General features: G+C 49.6%; 14 protein-coding genes and 1 pseudogene. 8 read left to right on the top strand and 7 right to left on the bottom strand.

Translation table 11 applies throughout. The features are described 5' to 3' along the window. Positions 1 to 84: 84 nt before the first annotated feature. Positions 85 to 1,581, bottom strand: coding sequence for an aldehyde dehydrogenase family protein (locus AC6IB1_RS00110; RefSeq protein WP_497566381.1), 1,497 nt, complete (start codon positions 1,579 to 1,581; stop codon positions 85 to 87). Positions 1,582 to 1,756: 175 nt separating this feature from the next. Here AC6IB1_RS00110 and AC6IB1_RS00115 point away from each other — a divergent pair, with 175 nt between their 5' ends. Further along, the gene (locus tag AC6IB1_RS00115) at positions 1,757 to 2,104 is read left to right on the top strand and encodes a metalloregulator ArsR/SmtB family transcription factor (RefSeq protein WP_497566382.1); all 348 of its coding nucleotides are present in this window, start codon (positions 1,757 to 1,759) and stop codon (positions 2,102 to 2,104) included. A 71-nt stretch (positions 2,105 to 2,175) separates the two neighbouring features. Here the strand turns inward: AC6IB1_RS00115 and AC6IB1_RS00120 are convergent, their stop codons facing one another. Further along, positions 2,176 to 3,525 carry a magnesium transporter gene (locus AC6IB1_RS00120; RefSeq protein WP_497566383.1) on the bottom strand — a complete coding sequence of 450 codons (1,350 nt, stop codon included), beginning with the start codon at positions 3,523 to 3,525 and terminating at the stop codon, positions 2,176 to 2,178. A 130-nt stretch (positions 3,526 to 3,655) separates the two neighbouring features. On the opposite strand from AC6IB1_RS00120, the gene AC6IB1_RS00125 reads away from it, so the two are divergent. Together AC6IB1_RS00125 and AC6IB1_RS00130 are read left to right on the top strand one after the other, a co-directional pair. Further along, positions 3,656 to 4,591 (top strand): zinc transporter ZntB, encoded by a 936-nt coding sequence (locus tag AC6IB1_RS00125; RefSeq protein ID WP_497566384.1) that lies wholly within the window; start codon positions 3,656 to 3,658, stop codon positions 4,589 to 4,591. Positions 4,592 to 4,606: 15 nt separating this feature from the next. After that, a pseudogene (locus tag AC6IB1_RS00130) lies at positions 4,607 to 4,720 on the top strand (pentapeptide repeat-containing protein); the annotation flags it as partial. A 73-nt stretch (positions 4,721 to 4,793) separates the two neighbouring features. Here the strand turns inward: AC6IB1_RS00130 and AC6IB1_RS00135 are convergent. Further along, positions 4,794 to 6,524, bottom strand: coding sequence for a methyl-accepting chemotaxis protein (locus tag AC6IB1_RS00135; RefSeq protein WP_497566385.1), 1,731 nt, complete (start codon positions 6,522 to 6,524; stop codon positions 4,794 to 4,796). A gap of 203 nt (positions 6,525 to 6,727) precedes the next feature. Beyond that, positions 6,728 to 7,960 (bottom strand): DEAD/DEAH box helicase, encoded by a 1,233-nt coding sequence (locus tag AC6IB1_RS00140; RefSeq protein WP_497566386.1) that lies wholly within the window; start codon positions 7,958 to 7,960, stop codon positions 6,728 to 6,730. Positions 7,961 to 8,160: 200 nt separating this feature from the next. Between AC6IB1_RS00140 and AC6IB1_RS00145 the strand changes: the two genes are divergently transcribed. The 3 genes from AC6IB1_RS00145 (at position 8,161) to AC6IB1_RS00155 (ending at position 11,904) form a co-directional block, all read left to right on the top strand. Then, positions 8,161 to 9,633, top strand: a complete 1,473-nt coding sequence (locus tag AC6IB1_RS00145; protein ID WP_497566387.1) for a glutamate-cysteine ligase family protein — start codon at positions 8,161 to 8,163, stop codon at positions 9,631 to 9,633. A 40-nt stretch (positions 9,634 to 9,673) separates the two neighbouring features. Next, positions 9,674 to 10,684, top strand: coding sequence for a M14 family metallopeptidase (locus AC6IB1_RS00150; protein WP_497566388.1), 1,011 nt, complete (start codon positions 9,674 to 9,676; stop codon positions 10,682 to 10,684). Positions 10,685 to 10,968: 284 nt separating this feature from the next. Further along, positions 10,969 to 11,904 carry a class I SAM-dependent methyltransferase gene (locus AC6IB1_RS00155; protein WP_497566389.1) on the top strand — a complete coding sequence of 312 codons (936 nt, stop codon included), beginning with the start codon at positions 10,969 to 10,971 and terminating at the stop codon, positions 11,902 to 11,904. A gap of 190 nt (positions 11,905 to 12,094) precedes the next feature. Here AC6IB1_RS00155 and AC6IB1_RS00160 read toward each other — a convergent pair whose 3' ends face one another. Together AC6IB1_RS00160 and malI are read right to left on the bottom strand one after the other, a co-directional pair. Continuing rightward, positions 12,095 to 13,177: a site-2 protease family protein gene (locus tag AC6IB1_RS00160; RefSeq protein ID WP_497566390.1), complete on the bottom strand. Its 1,083-nt coding sequence runs from the start codon at positions 13,175 to 13,177 to the stop codon at positions 12,095 to 12,097. A 101-nt stretch (positions 13,178 to 13,278) separates the two neighbouring features. After that, a complete protein-coding gene (gene malI, locus AC6IB1_RS00165) occupies positions 13,279 to 14,295 on the bottom strand; it encodes a Mal regulon transcriptional regulator MalI (RefSeq protein ID WP_497566391.1) in 1,017 nt (338 codons plus the stop codon). Between the two features lie 316 nt (positions 14,296 to 14,611). Here malI and malX point away from each other — a divergent pair, with 316 nt between their 5' ends. Next, positions 14,612 to 16,186 carry a maltose/glucose-specific PTS transporter subunit IIBC gene (gene malX, locus AC6IB1_RS00170; protein WP_497566392.1) on the top strand — a complete coding sequence of 525 codons (1,575 nt, stop codon included), beginning with the start codon at positions 14,612 to 14,614 and terminating at the stop codon, positions 16,184 to 16,186. Between the two features lie 72 nt (positions 16,187 to 16,258). Next, positions 16,259 to 17,449, top strand: coding sequence for a MalY/PatB family protein (locus AC6IB1_RS00175; protein WP_497566393.1), 1,191 nt, complete (start codon positions 16,259 to 16,261; stop codon positions 17,447 to 17,449). A 114-nt stretch (positions 17,450 to 17,563) separates the two neighbouring features. Here the strand turns inward: AC6IB1_RS00175 and AC6IB1_RS00180 are convergent, their stop codons facing one another. Beyond that, positions 17,564 to 18,589: an ion channel gene (locus AC6IB1_RS00180; protein ID WP_497566394.1), complete on the bottom strand. Its 1,026-nt coding sequence runs from the start codon at positions 18,587 to 18,589 to the stop codon at positions 17,564 to 17,566. Positions 18,590 to 18,813 lie beyond the last annotated feature (224 nt).

An 18,813-nucleotide genomic window follows, 5' to 3' on the forward strand; every position in this document is an offset into this window, starting at 1 on the left:
CCACCTGATTGTGGGCGGGTTTTGTGATTGCGATTTGTGGGCTTGTTCTAACGCATCAACTTCATTCGTTCCAAAAGCGCTACATCAGGTAGTGCTTTTGGGGGCCTGTGCTGTGGCGGTGTTTTCTGCTGAAAGCTGAGGATCTGGCTTACCGATAAACACGCGCATCACCAGGCGTTGAACCCAATTGCCGTAGGGGGGTGTAAAGAGGTGAGTGGGAAACCAGCGCCGGAGCTGTAGCACTGTTCTGGCATGACTGAGTTCGCGAAAACCTTCTTCACCGTGATAATTACCAAAGCCAGAGTTACCCACTCCCCCGAAGGGGACCGAGTGGTTAAAGGCATGCCAGCCCCAGCCATTGATGGTGACGCCGCCACTGTGAGTGCGCGCCAGCATCCATTCACGGCGGGGTTTATCATCACTGAACAGGTAACAGGCCAGCGGCCTCGGACGCTGGGTGATATAGGTCACCACCTCCTCCAATTCACCATAGCTGAGAACAGGCAGTAACGGGCCGAAAATCTCCTCCTGACAGATACGCATATCCGGTGTCAGGCGAGTGACAATATGAAGCGGCAGTTTACGTTTCTCCCCGTCTTCAAGGCATTTGACCACTTTAGCGCCTTTTGCTTCGGCATCATCAAGCAGAGCTTGGAACCGTTGGTATTGCGCGTTATCGATCAGTGATGTGCAATCTGCATTGCTGGATATTGTGTTGTACATCTTGTTGTAAGCGCGATAGAGGGCTTCGGCGAAGTCGTTGACTTTTTGCTCAGGAACAAGGGCGTAATCCGGCGCAATACAGATCTGTCCGGCATTGAAGCTTTTACCGTGGGCAATGTGGTTTGCTGCCTTCTCGATATCGTAATCATCAAAGATCACGGCAGGGGATTTACCGCCAAGTTCCAAAGTTACCGGGGTGAGGTTTTTTGCCGCGTTCGCCATAATGGCCTTGCCGCTGTTGGGGGAGCCGGTGAATACCAGGTGATCAAACGGCAGATTGCTGATGTCCATTGCCTGTGGGTGATTACCCGGTACCACACAGACAAGATCGTCGGGATAGATTTCTGCCAACATCCTTTTCAGGACGTTTGTGGTTTTCGGGCAGTTAGGCGGCATTTTGATCATGCAGCGGTTACCGGCGGCAAGCGCAGTGATCATTGGCCCTATAGCAAGGTAGAGTGGAAAATTCCACGGACAGATAATCCCGACCACGCCTTTGGGCTGATAGCGAACCTCCAGCTTATTACCTTTGAACAGCCACTCGGTAGGACGGCGTTTAGGGCGCATCCATTGGCGTAGGTGACGTTTAACATGGTTAATGTCCAGCACTGGACCCAGTACATCAGCCATCAGAGATTCGGTATGGCTGCGTCCGCCAAAGTCTTCATTCATTGCCTGTGCCAGCATAGTCTGGTAGCGACGGATCTGGGTTTTCAATGCGCAAAGCCGCGCTTTTCGCTCTGCCAGTGAAGGATGGGGATCCCGCTGATATGCCGTTTTTAATGCATCGAACCAGTGTTCAAGTTCGCCAGCCGCAGTGTGGCCGGAAGAAGACGTCAGGTTGTCTTGAAGAGTCATGGATAATTCCCCGGTTGCTGTGTCATGGCCAAGGTGTACCGCAACTAGATTGCTCGTTGATCTGATCGAATGGCGATGAATATGTCACTCTACACATGAAAACGTTACTTTACATATGAAAAAACACATATAAAGTATGAAGCTTGAATCATGTCACTGAAACTGGCGAAAGCATATGATCTCTCCCGTCAACGTCTACAAATGCCTAGCAGATGAAACCCGCCTGAAAACCTTGATGCTTTTGCTGCAGGAAGGTGAACTGTGTGTTTGTGAATTGATGGAAGCGCTCGATGAAAGCCAGCCTAAAGTCTCCCGTCACCTTGCCCAACTGCGTAAATGTGAGCTGCTGACTGACCGTCGCCAGGGGCAATGGGTGTTCTACAGTATTTCCAACGCATTGCCATCATGGGTCAGAGACGTGCTTGCGGTAACCACAGAATCTAACCGGGCATTTTTGCAGGAAAACCTGACCCGCCTGTATCAAATGGGTGATCGCCCAGCGCGCGCTTCGAGCTGTTGTTAGCCCGATCAGATTGGACGAATGAAAGACAACGCCCCGCAAAAATAGCGAGGCGTTTTTGACAGTCGCGGGTTTTATCCCAGAAGCAGTAAGCTGCCGAGCCCCAAAAAGGCGACAAAACCTACAATATCCGTGACAGTCGTTAGGATCACTGAGCCGGAAAGCGCAGGGTCAATTTTCAGCTTATCAAGCAATACCGGAATGAAAATGCCCGAGATGGCGGCGCAGACAATATTGGCGACAATGGCAATGCCAATGACCGTCCCTAACAGCACATCCTCAAACCAAATGCCTGCGATAAGCCCAATCACCACTGCCCAAAGGACACCGTTTAATGCCCCGACCTTGACTTCTTTTGTCAGCAAGGGTTTCAGGTTTGCTTTGGAAATCTGCCCTAACGCAAGGCCGCGGACAATTAGTGTGAGTGTCTGACTGCCTGCAATGCCACCCATAGATGCGACCACTGGCATCAACACGGCCAATGCCACGACCTGTTGCAGTGTGGCTTCAAACAAGCCGATAAACCAGGAGGCCAGCAGTGCGGTCATCAGGTTAATACCGAGCCACACGGCCCGGCTCTGTGCGCTTTTCCTTACCGGCGCGAAAAGGTCTGCATCTTCGTCGAGACCAGCGCCTGCCATCAGTTGTGATTCGGCTTTTTCACTTTGAAGCTCATAGGCTGTGCCCATGTCTAACCGGCCAATCAAAAGCCCGCTTTCGGTGATAACTGGCAGTGATGATTCGCCACTGGCAGCGACCTGATCTGCCGCCACATAGATGTCTTCTTTTGCATCCAGCGTGGGGTAGTCGGCTTCGGCAAACTCTGAAATACGCAGCGCGGGATCGGCTCCAAACAGTCGGTTTATGCGTACCGTACCGGTAAAGTTACCACGGTTATCGACCAGATAGACCACGTGGCTGTGCGGTGGTAAGTGTCTGCGCAACAAACGCATCACCACTTTCAACTTGGTTTTTCCCGGCACCACCAGAGGTTGATGATCACACCAGTGGCCCACTTCATCGTCTTCAAACTGCTGGGCGGCGGAAAAGCGGTGTTGCTGCTCTTCATCCATCCGTCCAATGACATTTTCCAGCAAATGCTCAGGAAGACTGTCTTGCAATTCCAGCAGGGTATCTGCATCAACACCGGTAAACAGCGCCAGCAGCAGGTTTTCATCCTGCTGTTTGAGGATTGATTCGCTGGCATCCGCCCGCATCTCAACCAGCACAGGGACTTTCCGGTCATCAGACAATTGTTCCCAGGTGGCAAGACGTTCAGCAAGTGGTAGCGATTCCAGCAAAAGTGCAACATCAGACGCAGATTTTTCGAGTTCAAGCTGCTCAATCACCGCACTTTGCGTTTCACTGTCAGCGGCGCTGGAAAGCAGCTCCTCAACGGCATGTTTTATTGTATTGTCGTCCATACTTTTTCCGACGGCGCAGTGTTTTCAATGCAGCAAGCATAGTGAGAACACTGGTTGGCAGCAATGAAAAACATTGCGAAGAATGTATTTTTAATAGATTAATAACGTTCTAGAATTTAAAGGACGAACTATGGATAGTTTTATCATTACCTGTTGGCGTTTTGCAGATAACATTGCGGAGAAAATCGGCAATGAACCATCTGCCATCACCTCCGGAAACTGGTATCACTGCCAGCGTGACGCTATCGGCTTACGGGGCTGGTTGACAGAAAATAAGGTGCCAGAGGCGATTATCGACTCGCTGCTGACAGACGATACCCGTCCCCGTTTCGAGCAATTTCACGATGATTGCTTTTTGGTTATTTTGCGTGGCATCAATCTCAATGAAGGCTCTGAGCCAGATGACATGCTCAGCCTGCGTATTCTCTGGTTTAACGGTGCAATTATTTCTACCCGGAAGGTACCGTCCCGCGCCGTTTCCCGCTTAATCGAACGGTTGGAAATGGGGAAAGGGCCTGGTACTTTGCCCGCTTTGCTGGTGGGGATGGCGACGGGGATTAACGGCATTATTTCCGATTTTCTCTCGCCGGTAGAAGAGAGTATTGACGGGCTGGATGAGGTCAATGTGGCTAATTTGAAAACCCTCAATACCCTCAATTCGAGATTGCTTCGTTTGCGGCGTTACCTGAAACCCCAACATTATGTGTTTGAGGACTTACTTCATGCAGATATTCCGGTGCTGAAGCCCCATAAAAACCATATCAAAAACTGTCTGGATACCATAGCCAGAATAAATGAGTCGATTGAGTTTTATATCGATCAAATCAACCTCTATCAAACGAATGTAAATCAGCAGCAAGCAGAAGTGATGAACCGGAATACCTATTTGTTCTCGGTGATTGCGGGGATATTCCTGCCTGCCGGGTTCTTCACGGGGCTTTTAGGGGTCAATATCGGTGGGATACCGGGCGTTGAAAACCCGATGGCATTTACGCTGTTTTGTCTGTCACTGATTGCAGTGGTTGCGCTGGAAGTGGTGATCTTGAAAAGACTGCGGTTTATATAACAATGCTGACTGGACGAGTCGACAGATTACGCGATCAATGTGCTTGAAAACCAAGTGAAAGGCGCCAGGTTTTCCCGTTATGAAGCATTGAATCTGCTGGAAAGCCTTGGGATTGAGTTAGTCGATTAACGCAAAAAGTATCGCGCCGTGCGGTGCGATACTTTGTTTAAATACTCCGGGGCGTCAGCACCCAGATATCCCTTTAAGCTGCGTTGCCGCTGTTCAGAGTTCTTGTATTGTCTGTGAGTGTCCGAACAGAATCCTCAATCGAGGTGAGACTGTTGGCAACAGCACTGCTGAGATCGCTGATTTGGGTAAGGTTCTCGTTGATGCTTTGTGCAACGCTGGATTGCTCGTCAGTTGAGGCTTTAATTTCTGAGTTGAGTGAGAAAATCTGACTGGTGCTACCTTTGATTTGCTCAAACACTTCACCAATGGCTTGAATATCTTCATTTGAACTTGCCATCAGTCCAGCTGACTTCTCTATCGCATCTCCCATCAGGTTAGTTTTTTGTTGAAGACTTAAAATGATTTCTTCGATTTCTTTGGTTGAGTCTTGGGTGCGTTGCGCCAGTGAACGGACCTCGTCGGCAACAACGGCGAAACCACGTCCCTGCTCGCCAGCGCGTGCTGCCTCAATCGCTGCGTTAAGTGCTAACAGGTTGGTTTGTTCGGCAATGGCTTTAATCACGTCCAACACACTGGATACCTGTGCACTTTCTGTGACCAGACCACTCATTGCTTCCTGAGAGTGGGTAAATTCACTTTGTAGCCCTGCCATTGAGTTGAGAGCAGAATTCATGGCGCTTTCACCTTTGGCGACATTGGCATCATTTTCAGATGCTTTCTGTTCGGCATCCTGTGTCACTTCAGCAACCCGTGAAAGGGCTGTTGACATTTCTTCTACAGCTGCAGCAACGGTGTACGTTTCGCGTTTCAGGGATTCTGCACTTTGAGAACTTTCTTGAACGGCATTGCCTGTTGTCTGGGCTAGATCTGAGATCTGGTGGAAAACCTGGGTCCGGCTAGCGTTTGCCTTGGCAAGATTTTCCAGTAATGCATTGATATGGTGACCAATATCTGCCACATCACCTTTGCCCTTAATGTTGATGCGTGAAGAGATATCGTGGCTGTTGCCGATGTCAACAAGCTGCTCCCGGAGTTGGGATATGGGCGATGAAATGGTCCGGCTAACGATAAAAAAGCCGATGACCGATGAGCAGACCATGAGAGCCATCAGGCCCAGTGTGACCAACACACTGGTGTACAAGGCATTAAAATCTTTGGTGAAATAGCCTTGGGTTCTCGTTTCCAACGCAGAGAAAAACTCATCGATGGGTGCCATAATTTTGGCTTTTTCAACATGGTATTTTTTACTGTGTAGCAGTTCGGCAGCCATCGCCAAATCCGGTTGACCTTTCACTGTGTAGTTGCCAGTAGTAGGGTCTGGGTATAATCCCTTAACGGCGTTCATCGCTTTCACTTCAAGATTGACGAGGGCATCGGAGTTGCCTTGTGCCTCTTTCAAGAAAGCAAACTCTTTTTCTGAAAAGCCAAGGTCTGTCATGCGTTGGTTTATCGAAATGGTTCTACCATCTGGTTTTGGCTTTTGACCGTACTCCAACACTAAGTCCCAATAAATTTGGTGATATTTTTCAGGCAGTGGTTTCTCACCATTCCGGATAGCGAGGATATCCAGGTACATTTTTTCGTAGTCTTCATTCCCCGTGAGCGAATAGGTTCGGGCCAGCCGGGTTAAATCATCTGAGCTTTGCCTGAGCTCATCAGCGACTTGATAAGATTTGTAACGGGTTTCAGAGGTGTCTTTCAACTGATTGGCGGAATCGAGAACAGTGAACGACAGCGTAATAGTAACTATGGCAAGGACGGATATGACACCAAACACTGCTGACATCATTGTTTTTGTTTTCATCGACCATTCTCCTAGTCCATCGGTGCAAAATAAAATCCAGCTCTTTTTTGAATATAGAAGCATATGGCCCATTTTCAATAAAATGGTCAGCAATATTTAGAGAGGAATATGTATCTAAAAAAGTAGATATTACAGTGTGGTAACGGCTTGTGGAGCTAAGTAAAACGCAAAAACGGCGCACAGTGCGCCGTTTATCAGTAACGTTAGCGTTTTCCATCCCCCACTTTTTTGAGAAGCTGACGTTTGAGACGGCGTTTTTCTCCTCCCCGTCCCCCTCGTTTCTGGCGGTATTCCATGTCAGCATGTAAATCCGGTTCATACCCGGCCAACCATTCTTGCGGCAGTCGCTGGTCGATCAGTGTTTCAATTGCTGTCAACATGCCTTCTTCTTCACGACTGACCAGTGAAATCGCCATGCCTGGCTTTCCTGCGCGTCCGGTACGGCCAATACGATGAATGTAATCTTCCGGTTGGTGAGGCAATTCGTAGTTAAACACAGTATCCAGCGATGGAATGTCTAACCCGCGGGCAGCGACGTCTGTCGCGACCAATACCCGTACTTCCCCAGATTTAAACCCTTCCAGTACCCGGTTCCTTGCGCCCTGGGTTTTCTCTCCGTGGATCGCTTCTGCTTTCAGGCCATCCAGTTTGAGCTCGTTGGCTAATGTTTCAGTGCTTTGCCGGGTTTTGGCAAATACCAATACCTGCTGGAGATTGCGGCTGCCAATCAGGTAAGAAAGCAGTTCCCGTTTGCGCTTTTTGTCAACAGGGTGGACCAACTGGTTTACCGTCTCAGCAGTGCTGTTGGCTGTGGACACTTCAATGCGAACAGGATTGCTCAACAGACGGTAGGCCAGATCTACCACTTGTTTGGGATAGGTTGCGGAGAAAAAGAGCGTTTGGCGTGTTTTCGGCATTTTTTTCATCAGGCGTTTGATGTCTGAAATAAAGCCCATGTCGAGCATGCGGTCAGCTTCATCCAGGATCAGGGTATCCAGGCTGTTGAGTGTCAAAGTGCCGATATGCAGGTGATCCAGTAGACGGCCCGGCGTTCCGACGATGATTTCTGGCTTCTTCGCCAGTTGGTTTTTCTGCGGGTTGATGTTTGCGCCACCATAAAGAGCGACGCATTTGAGTGACGTGTGCTGGCTGTATTCGACGACTTTTTCATATACCTGTTGTGCCAGTTCGCGGGTGGGGGTGACAACCAAAACCCTGGCTGCGCCTTTTACGCCACGTTCCAAAAGCTGGTGGATAACTGGCAGGGCAAACGCCGCTGTTTTGCCCGTGCCTGTCTGCGCGGCGCCCATCACATCTTTTCCGTCCAACACATGAGGAATGGCTTGTTGCTGGATAGCCGTAGGATCGGAGTAGCCCAGCACATTCAGCGTGTGCTGGAGTGTCGGATGAAGAAGGGAAAAAGCATTGCCTGACATGTATGAAAAATTCCACGTTTTAGAAGGAGCGCGAGTGTACCAGATAGTCTGATCCCACGGAAATAGGGTGCCGATTTTGCAACAGGAACCGCGCTCAGGAATGCGAAAACTGGTCTGAATACGGGCCCACTCTGCTTGCTGCCTGTAACAGCAGTGTTTTTGTTCTATGTTAAACATTGAAGTCAAGCGAGGGCGAAGCAGTGGGACAGGATATTAACAAAACCTCGTTTAGCGTCCGCGATCATAAACAGTTCGCCAAGCAGCTAAAATCTGAACTGGACCAACTTGAGGCATTACTCGATACGCCGGGTTGGGGAGAAGGAGCATGTACTCTGGGTGCGGAGTTGGAGCTTTATCTGACTGACAAGGATCACCGGCCCGCGCATTGTAACCTTGATATTCTCGACAAGGCTGCTGACCCTTTGATGACCCCGGAAATCAATCGGTTTAACGTTGAATATAACTGCCCCTATACCGGGTTCCATGGTTCTCCTTTCACCTTTCTTAAACGCAATATGGATCAGAAACTTCAGTTTCTGCAAGGCATCGCCAGGGGGGATGGCATCAATGTTATACCGATCGGCATATTACCTACGTTGCGGGATGGGGATTTTGGCCCTGAATCCATGACAAATTTACCGCGATACCAAGCACTGACGGATATTTTACGTGAGTCACGCAGAGGTCCTTTCCATATCTGCATTCATGGATTGGAGAGCCTGCAAATCGATGCTGAAGATGTCACCCTGGAAGGGGCCAATACGTCGTTTCAGGTGCACTACCGGGTTAAGCCAGATGAATTTGCCCAGTGGTACAACGGTATTCAGATTGCGACCATTTTTACCCTGGCGCTAGCCGCGAATTCACCGATCTTTTTGCAAAAAAAACTTTGGCATGAAACCCGGGTACCTCTTTTCAAGCAATCGATTGATAGCCGGAACTTATGTGGCATGAGCTGGCACGTGCCAGCGCGTGTTTCCTATGGTAAAGGCTATGTTCGCAAAAGTGCGTTGGAGTTGTTTCGCCAAGGCGTGAGTTTACAGCCGGTGTTACTGCCTGATTTGCCGGCATCGACATGCAAGGAAGGATGTGGGCCTATACTGGGTGCATTACGGCTTCACCAAAGCACCATATGGAGCTGGAACCGCGCTGTTTATGATGACGCCGACGGTGGGCATTTGAGAATAGAACTGCGCAGTTTACCCGCGGGGCCGACGACGATTGACATGGTGGCAAACGCCGCGCTCTGCATTGGGCTTGCGTATGCATTACAAGAGAATCTGGATAGATTGCTGGACCGGCTACCGTTTGAATTTGCTAAATATAATTTTTACCGCGCTGCCCAGTATGGCATCCATGCTGACATTCTTTGGGAATCTTCTGAGACTGGCAGGTTACAGGAGTACCCGCTGGTGGATGTTCTTGCTAAATTACTTCCCGGTGTTGCAGACGCGCTGGTAAAACTGGGGGTCGCCAGGCTGGAAGCTGACATGTTAATGGCGGTGATTGAACACCGGCTTGCGAAGCGGCAAAGTGGGGCAGTCTGGCAGCTTAAAACACTGGCAGGGTTTGAACGGAAATATGGTCGTGATGTGGCGCTGAACAAGATGTTTGCTTTGTATCAAAAGCAATATTTCAACGGTGAGCCTGTTTCGCATTGGCCGGTTTTATGATGCAGTGGCATATTCACCATTAAATGGAGTGCAAAAAGCCATGATGCTACATGATGTTAGCTGGCCAACTGAAGACGATCTCAGGCGCGGATTGGTTGCCTGGCTGGCTAGCTTGCCTGGACCAAGCTGGTTAACCTTACCGGGACGAGACCCAAACCGTCATCGTGTTGTGGTGACGTTACTCCATGGCAATGAGCCTTCTGGTGTTAACGCATTGTGGCATTTCGCGCAGCAAAAAACCGATTGTGCAGCCACTACCCACTTTTGTCTGGCAAACGTCAATGCCGCTTTATTTGGCACCCCATTTACGGCTCGCCACCTTACCAATAAACCGGACATGAACCGGTGCTTTGGTAAGTATGGAGAAGATGACAGCTACCAAATCACCGCCGATATATTGAAGCGTATTGCAGAACTACAGCCTGAAGCAGTGGTTGATTTGCATAATACATCCGGCACCAGCCCTTCGTTTTCGGTGTCAATTGTTGATGATGAAAAACACCAGCAAATAGCCTCCCTGTTTACCGAACGCATGCTTTGCAGCTCTGTCATGCTTGGTGCCTTGATGGAACAAACCACTGACGTATCGCCAATTGTTACCGTGGAGTGTGGCGGTGCGAATGATCTTGCCGCACACGAGGTTGCCAAAAATGGCCTTCACCACTTTATCTCAGTAGAGAACCTTTTCCAGGATCACACCGGATTCTGGCCGCTGGATCTGCTTTACCACCCTGTTCGCGTGCAGCTAAAGCCAGGCTTGGCACTTTGCTACCACGACAGAAAAGTGGATGACGCAGACCTGACGCTCCCCCCCGATATTGACCGCCACAACTTTGGATGGATGGCAGCGGACAGCATGATTGGCTGGCTGGGCAATAAAGGTGTGGATGCGATGATCACCAACGATGGAGAAGGTGGGCATCCAATCAGCACGCTGTTTTATGAAGCGCAAGGAGAACTGCGTTTAAAGCATGCATCGAAGCTTTTTATGATCACCACAAACCGGGATATCGCCTTGTCCGACTGCCTTTTTTACATGGTGGTTGATTAGGGGCTGTGCGCATATCACACATGCGCTAATGCCACATACTCATTTGTTTTCTTTCTTTTTTCCTGCCTTGCGTTTTCATGAAACAGATTTTTTGTCGTTACTTTTATCCGCGATTGGCTTGCTCCCATGTGAATAAAATGACCAAGTTCTGATGAACTGATGACGTTAGCCCACAGATGCTTGATTAAGGTATCTCTTGAGCCTGTTTTCTTGGGTATATCCCGGTATCAGGTGGTTTTGGGATAACGTTATTTATCGACTGAAAACCAAGATTGGAGCGAACAATGCTTCTGGATCAAAAGGATGTATTGGCACTGCTTCGTTGTCCGCGAAGCGGCGCTGAGATCAAAAGTATTGACACTGAAGCCAATGCTATTTCCATGAGTGACGATATTCAGTACCAAGTCTTAGATGGGTATCCTATTTTGCTTTGTTCTGAATGCTGTAAAGGGTTGGGATGGCAAGTATCACCGCAAACATCTGCCGTTGAGCGAAGTCACTATAAAGGAGTGTTAAAGGTCGTAAAGCGAATGGTGTCGCCACCTTCGCATTCCACGAAAGACAATGTGGCGTTATTGCTGGCCCGTCTGTTTGAAAAGAAAACAAATCCCCGGGTGTTGATCGTGGGAGGCGCCACGATCGGCGAAGGTATGGCTCCTTTCTATGAAGACAAGAATATTGAGCTTATCTCTTTTGATGTTTACCCCTCTCCCAATGTCCAGTTTGTCGCAGACGCGCATTGTATTCCGTTATCAGACAGCAGCGTTGACGCAGTGATTGTCCAGGCCGTGCTTGAGCATGTTATCGATCCATTCAGTGTGGTTGCAGAGGTTCACCGTGTGTTAAAGCCTGAAGGAATGGTCTACGCTGAAACCCCTTTTCTGCAGCATGTCCACGAGGGGGCGTATGATTTTATGCGCTTTACTGAAAGTGGACACCGGCTACTGTTTCGCAAATTTGATGTGGTGAAGTCAGGCGTGAGTTCCGGAGCCGGTACCCAGTTGCTGTGGGCGATAGAGAGTTTTTTCAGTGGTTTGTTCCGGTCCCACATGGCTGGGAAAATGGTGAAGCTCTCTCTGTTTTGGATCATGGGCTTTGATAAGTTAATCCCGGACAAATTCAACGTAGATGCGGCGAATGGTGTTTTTTTTCTGGGATTGAAGTCCGACTGCGCAGTGAGCAATGCAGAGATCATCGCGCATTATAAAGGGGCGCAATAAAGGCGGGTGGAAAAAGAGCGCTTCCCTTTCACTGCCCCGTTGAACGGATTTAAAGGGTGGGACAGATCGACATCCTATATGTCACTGAATGCCCGGGAACGTTACTGTCAAACGCCAGCACAGGCTGGCGTTTAGTCTTTTTACTACAATTACCTGCTGCTTCAGGCAGTTGGGTGTAGTGGGGCAGGTGTTAACTCTGGAGAATAATCAGCGGCAGCGCCAGCAGCTCGTCACCTTGGGTGGCGAAGTAGGTGATGACACCAACCAGCAATGCAACCGTTGCGAAATACCAAACCGTACTAAAAACCTGACCATAACGGTTTAATGGCAACAGGTGAGAGTGGTGGCGGTATTTCCACTCAAAGATAATTTCCGCACTTCCTATCAGCAGCAAAAAGCCCAGCAATGCCAGACCGAAAGCGTAACTGACATACACACCGATTGCGGCACCGGCAATACAGGCAACCAGACCCGCCATGCTGTTCATCGAAAAGCTGATACTTTTGAGGATATGCCCACCATCAAGCGGCAGGATAGGCAACAGGTTAAACAGGTTCAACAGAGCATTGAAAGTTGCCAGCCCCGCAAAAAACACGTTGCCGGTGATCCAATAGGCGATCAACGCCGCCAGTGACATCAACAGGCCAAAAGTAGGGCCCATAATGGAAATCACCACATCCTGCCAGCGGGTGTTGATCTTCTCATCTGACAGTGCCAAACCGCCCATAAACGGGATCAGGTAAATCCCTTTGGTTTTCATGCCAAAGTATTTCATCGCGCGGATATGGCCATATTCATGCACAACAAGACAGGCAATCAGTGCCAGTGCAAACTGCCATGAAAACAGCCAGGAATATGCCGCGACACTGGCACCGGCCAACACGACTTTGATGACCTTGGCACTTTTCATCAGTTTGAGACCAAGCGAGGCCAGACCAATTAAGCTGAACTTTTGTTTTCCTTGCGGGGCAACAACGGGGTGTTGGCGTTCAATATCTTTCTCGTTACGCGCTCCGGATGCCACTTCATTGCCATCGACAGTGACGTGATATTCAAGGTTAAACGGCTGCCAGGTGATGTTGGTGATGACCTCGACAGTCAGGATGCGCCCTTCCGTTGTGAGCTGGAAAGTATGGGTTTTCTCGCCTTCGTTGTCTGCGCTTGCAGCGAGTTGAGAGACGAGCTGGTTGTCCCAGTAAAGTGCTTGCCAGCCCGCCAGCGATCCTTCCAGACGCAGGGGCTTATCAAGACAGGATATGTTGAAAAGTTCCAATGTAATCGTACTGAATCAGAAAATGATGGCGCTAATGTACCAGTATTCACGCCAAAATTCTTTATACCCAAGTCTCCTGAATCTGCGCACCTTCAAGTGACTTAGGTATATACAGAGTGGTTGATGAATGAGGGGGCAACGATGATTTTTCGTGGGGCTGTGTCTCGTTTTTCCACTTGTTCAATCAGCCGCTTTGCTGCTTGTCTGCCTATCTCTCTGGCATTTGAATTGATAAATGGAATAAGGGGGGCTGTCAGCTCGGCATCCTGAACAGCATCAAACCCGACAATCGCAATCTCTTTGTTGAAAATGCTATCGTTACCTACGCTTCGTCCAATGCGGTGAACCCCCTGAACAGCCCCTAGGGCTGTGGATGAATAATGGCAAAGAACAGCGCTGATTTGGGGATGCTTGGCAAGCAGGGTTTCAACAGCTTTCGCTGCCGGTGCCTGCCCTGCCTCACATTCAACGACCCATTCCGGTTTGAACGGCAAACTAAATTGCATCAGTGTGCTGCAATAGCCTCCCACCCGCTCGGCACGGCATAGCGAACTGCTTTTTCCGCCCACATAGGCAATGCGGCGATGACCTTGTCCGATCAAATGCTCGGTTGCTATCTTTGCAGCGCTGGCGTTATCCGGGCCAACATAATCTATCTGCTGGTTCACTGATGCCCGGGAAATACATACCATCGGCAAGTCGTGCGCGTTCAGTACTGCTGTATTGACTTGCTGGTTTTCATTGGTGGGGCAGAATGCGATGCCACCGACACCCTGACGTGCCATGGTCAGCATGCACTGTTCAAATTTGTCTTCATTGCCGCTTTGTGCCAGAAAAACCATGTAGCCTTGCTTTTCGGTTTCCTCGCAAAGTCCTGCCGCTACCTGGGCGTAATAAGGGTCACTGATGTCTTTCAGGATAAGGCCAAGGATTTCACTGCTGTGGGAGCGAAGGTTGGCAGCGGCGCGGTTACGTACATAACCGAGTTCTGCCACGGCTTTGTTCACTTTCTCGGCGGTGTCTGGTGAAATCCGCCCTTTGTTGCTCAATACCATTGAAACGGTAGTGACTGAGACACCTGCATGCTCAGCGACATCCGTGATCGTCACCTTCTTCAAGTGTGTTCCTTATTTGATAGACCCGTTAGTGTGTGATGCCCAAAACGGGCGTTAATATGAGGTTTATTGAATATATAGATAAAACGTTTTATCTGAAAAGAATATTGGGACCTTCAGTTTTTTTAACGTTGATCAAAATTACGGATTTTCTTTCGATGCGAAGATCACAAACTTTTTGATAAAACGTTTTACCTCTATTTTATTTTTTTAGTATGAGCGGCGAAACACTGAGTCCCCGCGTGTGGGGCTGGCAACCGGTTCATGCTTTGGTTGAGGACTCCACACCAGTCATATGCTCATAATTTGGAGAGTTGTAATGACGAATAAAGCGACAAAAACCACCATGTGGGAGTTCCTGCAAAGCCTCGGTAAAACCTTTATGTTGCCGGTGGCACTCCTTGCGTTTTCTGGCATTTTGTTGGGTGTCGGCAGTTCGCTGTCGAGTAATGCCATCCGTGAAGCGATCCCTTTACTGGATAACACCTTGCTTCAATACCTGTTCATGTGGATGACCAAGATTGGTTTGGTCGCATTCATTTACCTGCCAGTGATGTTCGCAATTGCCATCCCTCTGGGTCTGGCACGTGAAGAGAAAGGTGTGGCAGCGTTTGCCGGCTTCGTGGGTTATGCCGCATTTAACCTGGCGATCAACTTCTTCCTGACCGTGAGTGGTGTGTTGGGTGATGAGTTGGAGCGTAAAGCCTATGGCGTGAAAAGTATCATCGGCATAGAGTCTATTGATACCGGTATCCTGGGTGCGGTGATGGTCGGTATTATCGTTGCCAAATTGCACCAGCGTTTTTATACCTTCAAGATGCCTGATGCGCTGGCATTTTTCGGTGGTGCGCGTTTTGTGCCCATCATCTCCGCGATCACGCTGGGCATCGTGGGTGTGCTGATCCCATTCGTATGGCCTTACTTCGCCGCAGGCATCAACAGTATCGGCAGTCTGATTGCAGGCGCTGGCGCGTTTGGTCCTTTCCTGTTTGGTACCGGTGAGCGTCTGTTACTGCCCGTTGGCCTGCACCATATTCTGGTTGCGCTGATCCGTTTCACCGAAGCTGGCGGTACCATGGAAGTGTGTGGGCAGTCCGTGTCTGGCGCACTGAACATTTTCTACGCTGAGCTGGCGTGTGCAGACACTAACGGCTTTAGCCCAGAGGTTACGGCGTTCCTGTCACAGGGTAAAATGCCTGCATTCCTTGGTGGCCTACCGGGGGCGGCACTGGCGATGTATCACTGTGCGAAGCCTGAAAACCGCGGCAAGATTAAAGCATTGTTGATCTCCGGCGTGGTTGCCTGCGTGGTAGGTGGTATTACTGAACCACTGGAATTCCTGTTCCTGTTTGTGGCTCCGGCGCTGTATGTTGTCCATGCTATTCTGACCGGCCTTGGTTTCATGGTGATGGGGTTGCTGGATGTGACTATCGGCAATACCGACGGCAATATCATCGACTTCCTGGTATTTGGTGTGCTGCAAGGTACCGCAACCAAGTGGTATCTGGTGCCGTTAGTTGCCGCAGCATGGTTTGCGGTGTACTACACAGTGTTCAAATTTGCGATCACCAAGTTCAACCTGAACACCCCAGGCCGTGAAGTGGATACCGCAGAGTTGGATACCGAACTGGAGGCCGCGTTTATCAATGAATCGGGTAAAGGTGCGGCGATTCTTGCAGCACTGGGCGGCAAAGAGAACATCACAGCATTGGACAACTGCATCACCCGTTTGCGCCTGTCGGTCAAAAACATGGCGTTGGTCGATGCCGACAAGTTGAAATCTTACGGCGCACTGGGTGTTGTTAAGCTGGATGCCCACAATCTTCAGGTCGTGATCGGCACCCAGGTTCACCTGGTTAAAAATGAAATGCAGGCGTTGATGAACGCAAGTTAAGCCGTTTTTCTCTGAACCCCCGCAGCCAGTAAGTCGGGGGTTTTCCTGTTTGTGTAGAAGAAGAAAGCAGCGATGACATTTGACTTTGATACACCTATTGACCGCATGGGCACTTACTGCACGCAGTGGGATTATGTACAGGACAGATTTGGCAAGGCAGGTTTGCTGCCTTTTACCATTTCAGACATGGACTTTGGTGCGCCAGCGCCGGTGATGAAGGCGCTGAAAGCACGCCTTGAGCACCCGGTTTTGGGCTACAGCCGTTGGAATCATGAGGATTTTAAAGGGGCGATTGAATGCTGGTACCAGCGTCGGTTCCAGGTACAAATTGACAAAAACAACATCGTCTATGGTCCGTCGGTGATTTATATCATCGCCAAGTTGATTGAAAAGTGGAGCCATGAAGGCGAGGGTGTGGTGTTTCAGACACCGGCGTATGATGCCTTTGACAAATTGGTGGAAGGGGCGGGCCGTCGCTGTGTACGTAACCCCTTAATTAAAACTGATGGTAGCTGGGAGATCGACTGGGGGTTACTGGAAACCCAGTTGTCTGATGCTGACACCAAGGTATTCCTGCTTTGCAGTCCGCATAACCCGACCGGTCGCATTTGGCACAAAGACGAGCTGCAACGTATCGCCACGCTGTGTGATAAGCACAGCGTGGCGCTGATCTCGGATGAAATCCATATGGATGTGGCATTCAGCGCACACACGCCATGGCAGGGCTTTGGTATGACACAGCGCTGGGCGCTGGTTACGTCTGCGTCCAAGTCGTTTAATATTCCTGCCTTGAACGGTGCCTACGCTTTTATTCCGGATGACAACGCGCGCAATGAATACTTGTTCAAATTGAAAGAGGTTGACGGTCTTTCTTCACCTTCCATTCTTGGCGTGATCGGTATGATGGCGGCTTACAACGAAGGCGAGGATTGGCTGAATGCACTGAATGCGTATGTACGTGAAAGCCATGAGTGGGTTCGGGATACGCTTCGAGAGGCTTTTCCAGAGATCAGTTATAGGGTGCCTGATGCCACCTATTTAGCCTGGATTGACCTGTCACCGCTCAAACTGGATATGCAAAAACTGCAACGTGACCTCATTGAGCACTTCAACGTCGCCATCATGGATGGCAGTGTTTACGGCGAATCAGGGAAAGGGTACGTCAGGTTAAATCTGGGGTGCCCACGTTCAAAAGTGGATGCTGGCCTGAAGGCGCTTGTCGGGGCGATCAGGTGTCAACGCCCATTGAATGTAACGGCGTGAATAGAGGAGGATTCTCTGCCTCGCTGTAATTTACAATCGGTTGAATGTCTGTTTAATGTCCTGCCAAAACAGTAGGTAAGGGAGCCCTCCGGCTCCCTTTGTATGTTTTTCGTATTAGTCCCACGTAAAATCCAACACCCTTTCATCTGCGATATAGAACAGCAGATCATTGGGTTTGATTTCCTGATCAAGCGGCGGGTTGAGCCTGACTTGGCTGTCGCGGCGAAACCCAATCAAGGTTGCATCATGTTTGCGTTTCATTCGCACAAACAAGTTTTCTACGGTGGTGTATTGGGCATTGGCTGGGTAAGTCACTGCATATTGCGTCATGCCTTTGCGGGTATTGAGCAATTCATGGTGAAGTTCTGATGAACCCGGATCGACAGCAGATTTGGCCAGCATTTCAACCGAGACAGAAGGAATACACTCTGCATTCGGACAGTGGGTTTTCAGCAAATCGCTCAGTACGTCTTCCTGAAAGTACGCCAGAATATGAACATCCGGGTTTTTGCTGGCACAGAAAAGGGCAGCGGCGAACGTAATATCATCTTCCGGGTTGTCGATAATGATGCAATCAGCATCGCTTACGCCTGCTCTCGCCATGGCTGTTTCATCGGTAAAGCTGGTGGTGCGAACAAAATCGATCTCTTTTGGTAGCGGGTTTTCAATCTCTGCGCGCACACACAATACGATAGGGCGCTTGTCTTTTTCCTCATGGAGCAGCATATCGATGAGGTGTAGGGTTCGGCTCTCATTCCAACCCAGGATCAAAATGTGTCCAGACACGTCAACACTCCTTTTTCCTAAAATGCCTCTGCGCCAGTATTCAATGGTGACGCCAGCCAGGCGACCAACACCAACAGCAAAAATACTGAGTCCGCAGGGGATGACAAATAGTGCCACAACCCACTTTCCTGCCTCTGTGGTGGGAGACATATCGCCATACCCCACGGTCGAAGCCGTCACTAACAGGTAATAGAGGTAATCAACGAAAGGCGAAGTCAGTGTTTGTTCACCCGCTAAGCGAAGCATCAGCCAACTTAAAAACGCATACGCCACAACGGCCACAACAATATGCTTCCCGCTTAAATGCTGAAACTGGGAGGTGATCCATCGGCGAACCATGTACCACTTGTTCATCAGCCGTTTTCCTTAACTGTTTTACACTGAAACTAGCGTGCCACTATAACAGGGTAATCCATCAGTCAATTTCTCAATGTTGTTGACTGAGAAAAACATCTCATCTTAAGTCATGGGATGAGAACAGATGTCCTGATGCCTCAATCGTTGTCACGCAATTTCTGGATGGATAACAGCCAACAATCAGGCTGCTCCTGAGGTGATTTAGCCCAATATTCCGCTGA

The organism is Grimontia sp. THUN1695 (assembly GCF_059704325.2).

Bases quoted from the DNA above. Each gene is read 5' to 3' on its own strand.
- AC6IB1_RS00115 (WP_497566382.1), top strand. From the start codon at position 1,757: ATGATCTCTCCCGTCAACGTCTACAAATGCCTAGCAGATGAAACCCGC.
- AC6IB1_RS00150 (WP_497566388.1), top strand. From the start codon at position 9,674: ATGATGCTACATGATGTTAGCTGGCCAACTGAAGACGATCTCAGGCGC.
- AC6IB1_RS00175 (WP_497566393.1), top strand. From the start codon at position 16,259: ATGACATTTGACTTTGATACACCTATTGACCGCATGGGCACTTACTGC.
- AC6IB1_RS00135 (WP_497566385.1), bottom strand. From the start codon at position 6,524: ATGAAAACAAAAACAATGATGTCAGCAGTGTTTGGTGTCATATCCGTC.
- AC6IB1_RS00110 (WP_497566381.1), bottom strand. From the start codon at position 1,581: ATGACTCTTCAAGACAACCTGACGTCTTCTTCCGGCCACACTGCGGCT.
- AC6IB1_RS00120 (WP_497566383.1), bottom strand. From the start codon at position 3,525: ATGGACGACAATACAATAAAACATGCCGTTGAGGAGCTGCTTTCCAGC.
- malX (WP_497566392.1), top strand. From the start codon at position 14,612: ATGACGAATAAAGCGACAAAAACCACCATGTGGGAGTTCCTGCAAAGC.
- AC6IB1_RS00155 (WP_497566389.1), top strand. From the start codon at position 10,969: ATGCTTCTGGATCAAAAGGATGTATTGGCACTGCTTCGTTGTCCGCGA.
- AC6IB1_RS00180 (WP_497566394.1), bottom strand. From the start codon at position 18,589: ATGAACAAGTGGTACATGGTTCGCCGATGGATCACCTCCCAGTTTCAG.
- AC6IB1_RS00125 (WP_497566384.1), top strand. From the start codon at position 3,656: ATGGATAGTTTTATCATTACCTGTTGGCGTTTTGCAGATAACATTGCG.
- AC6IB1_RS00140 (WP_497566386.1), bottom strand. From the start codon at position 7,960: ATGTCAGGCAATGCTTTTTCCCTTCTTCATCCGACACTCCAGCACACG.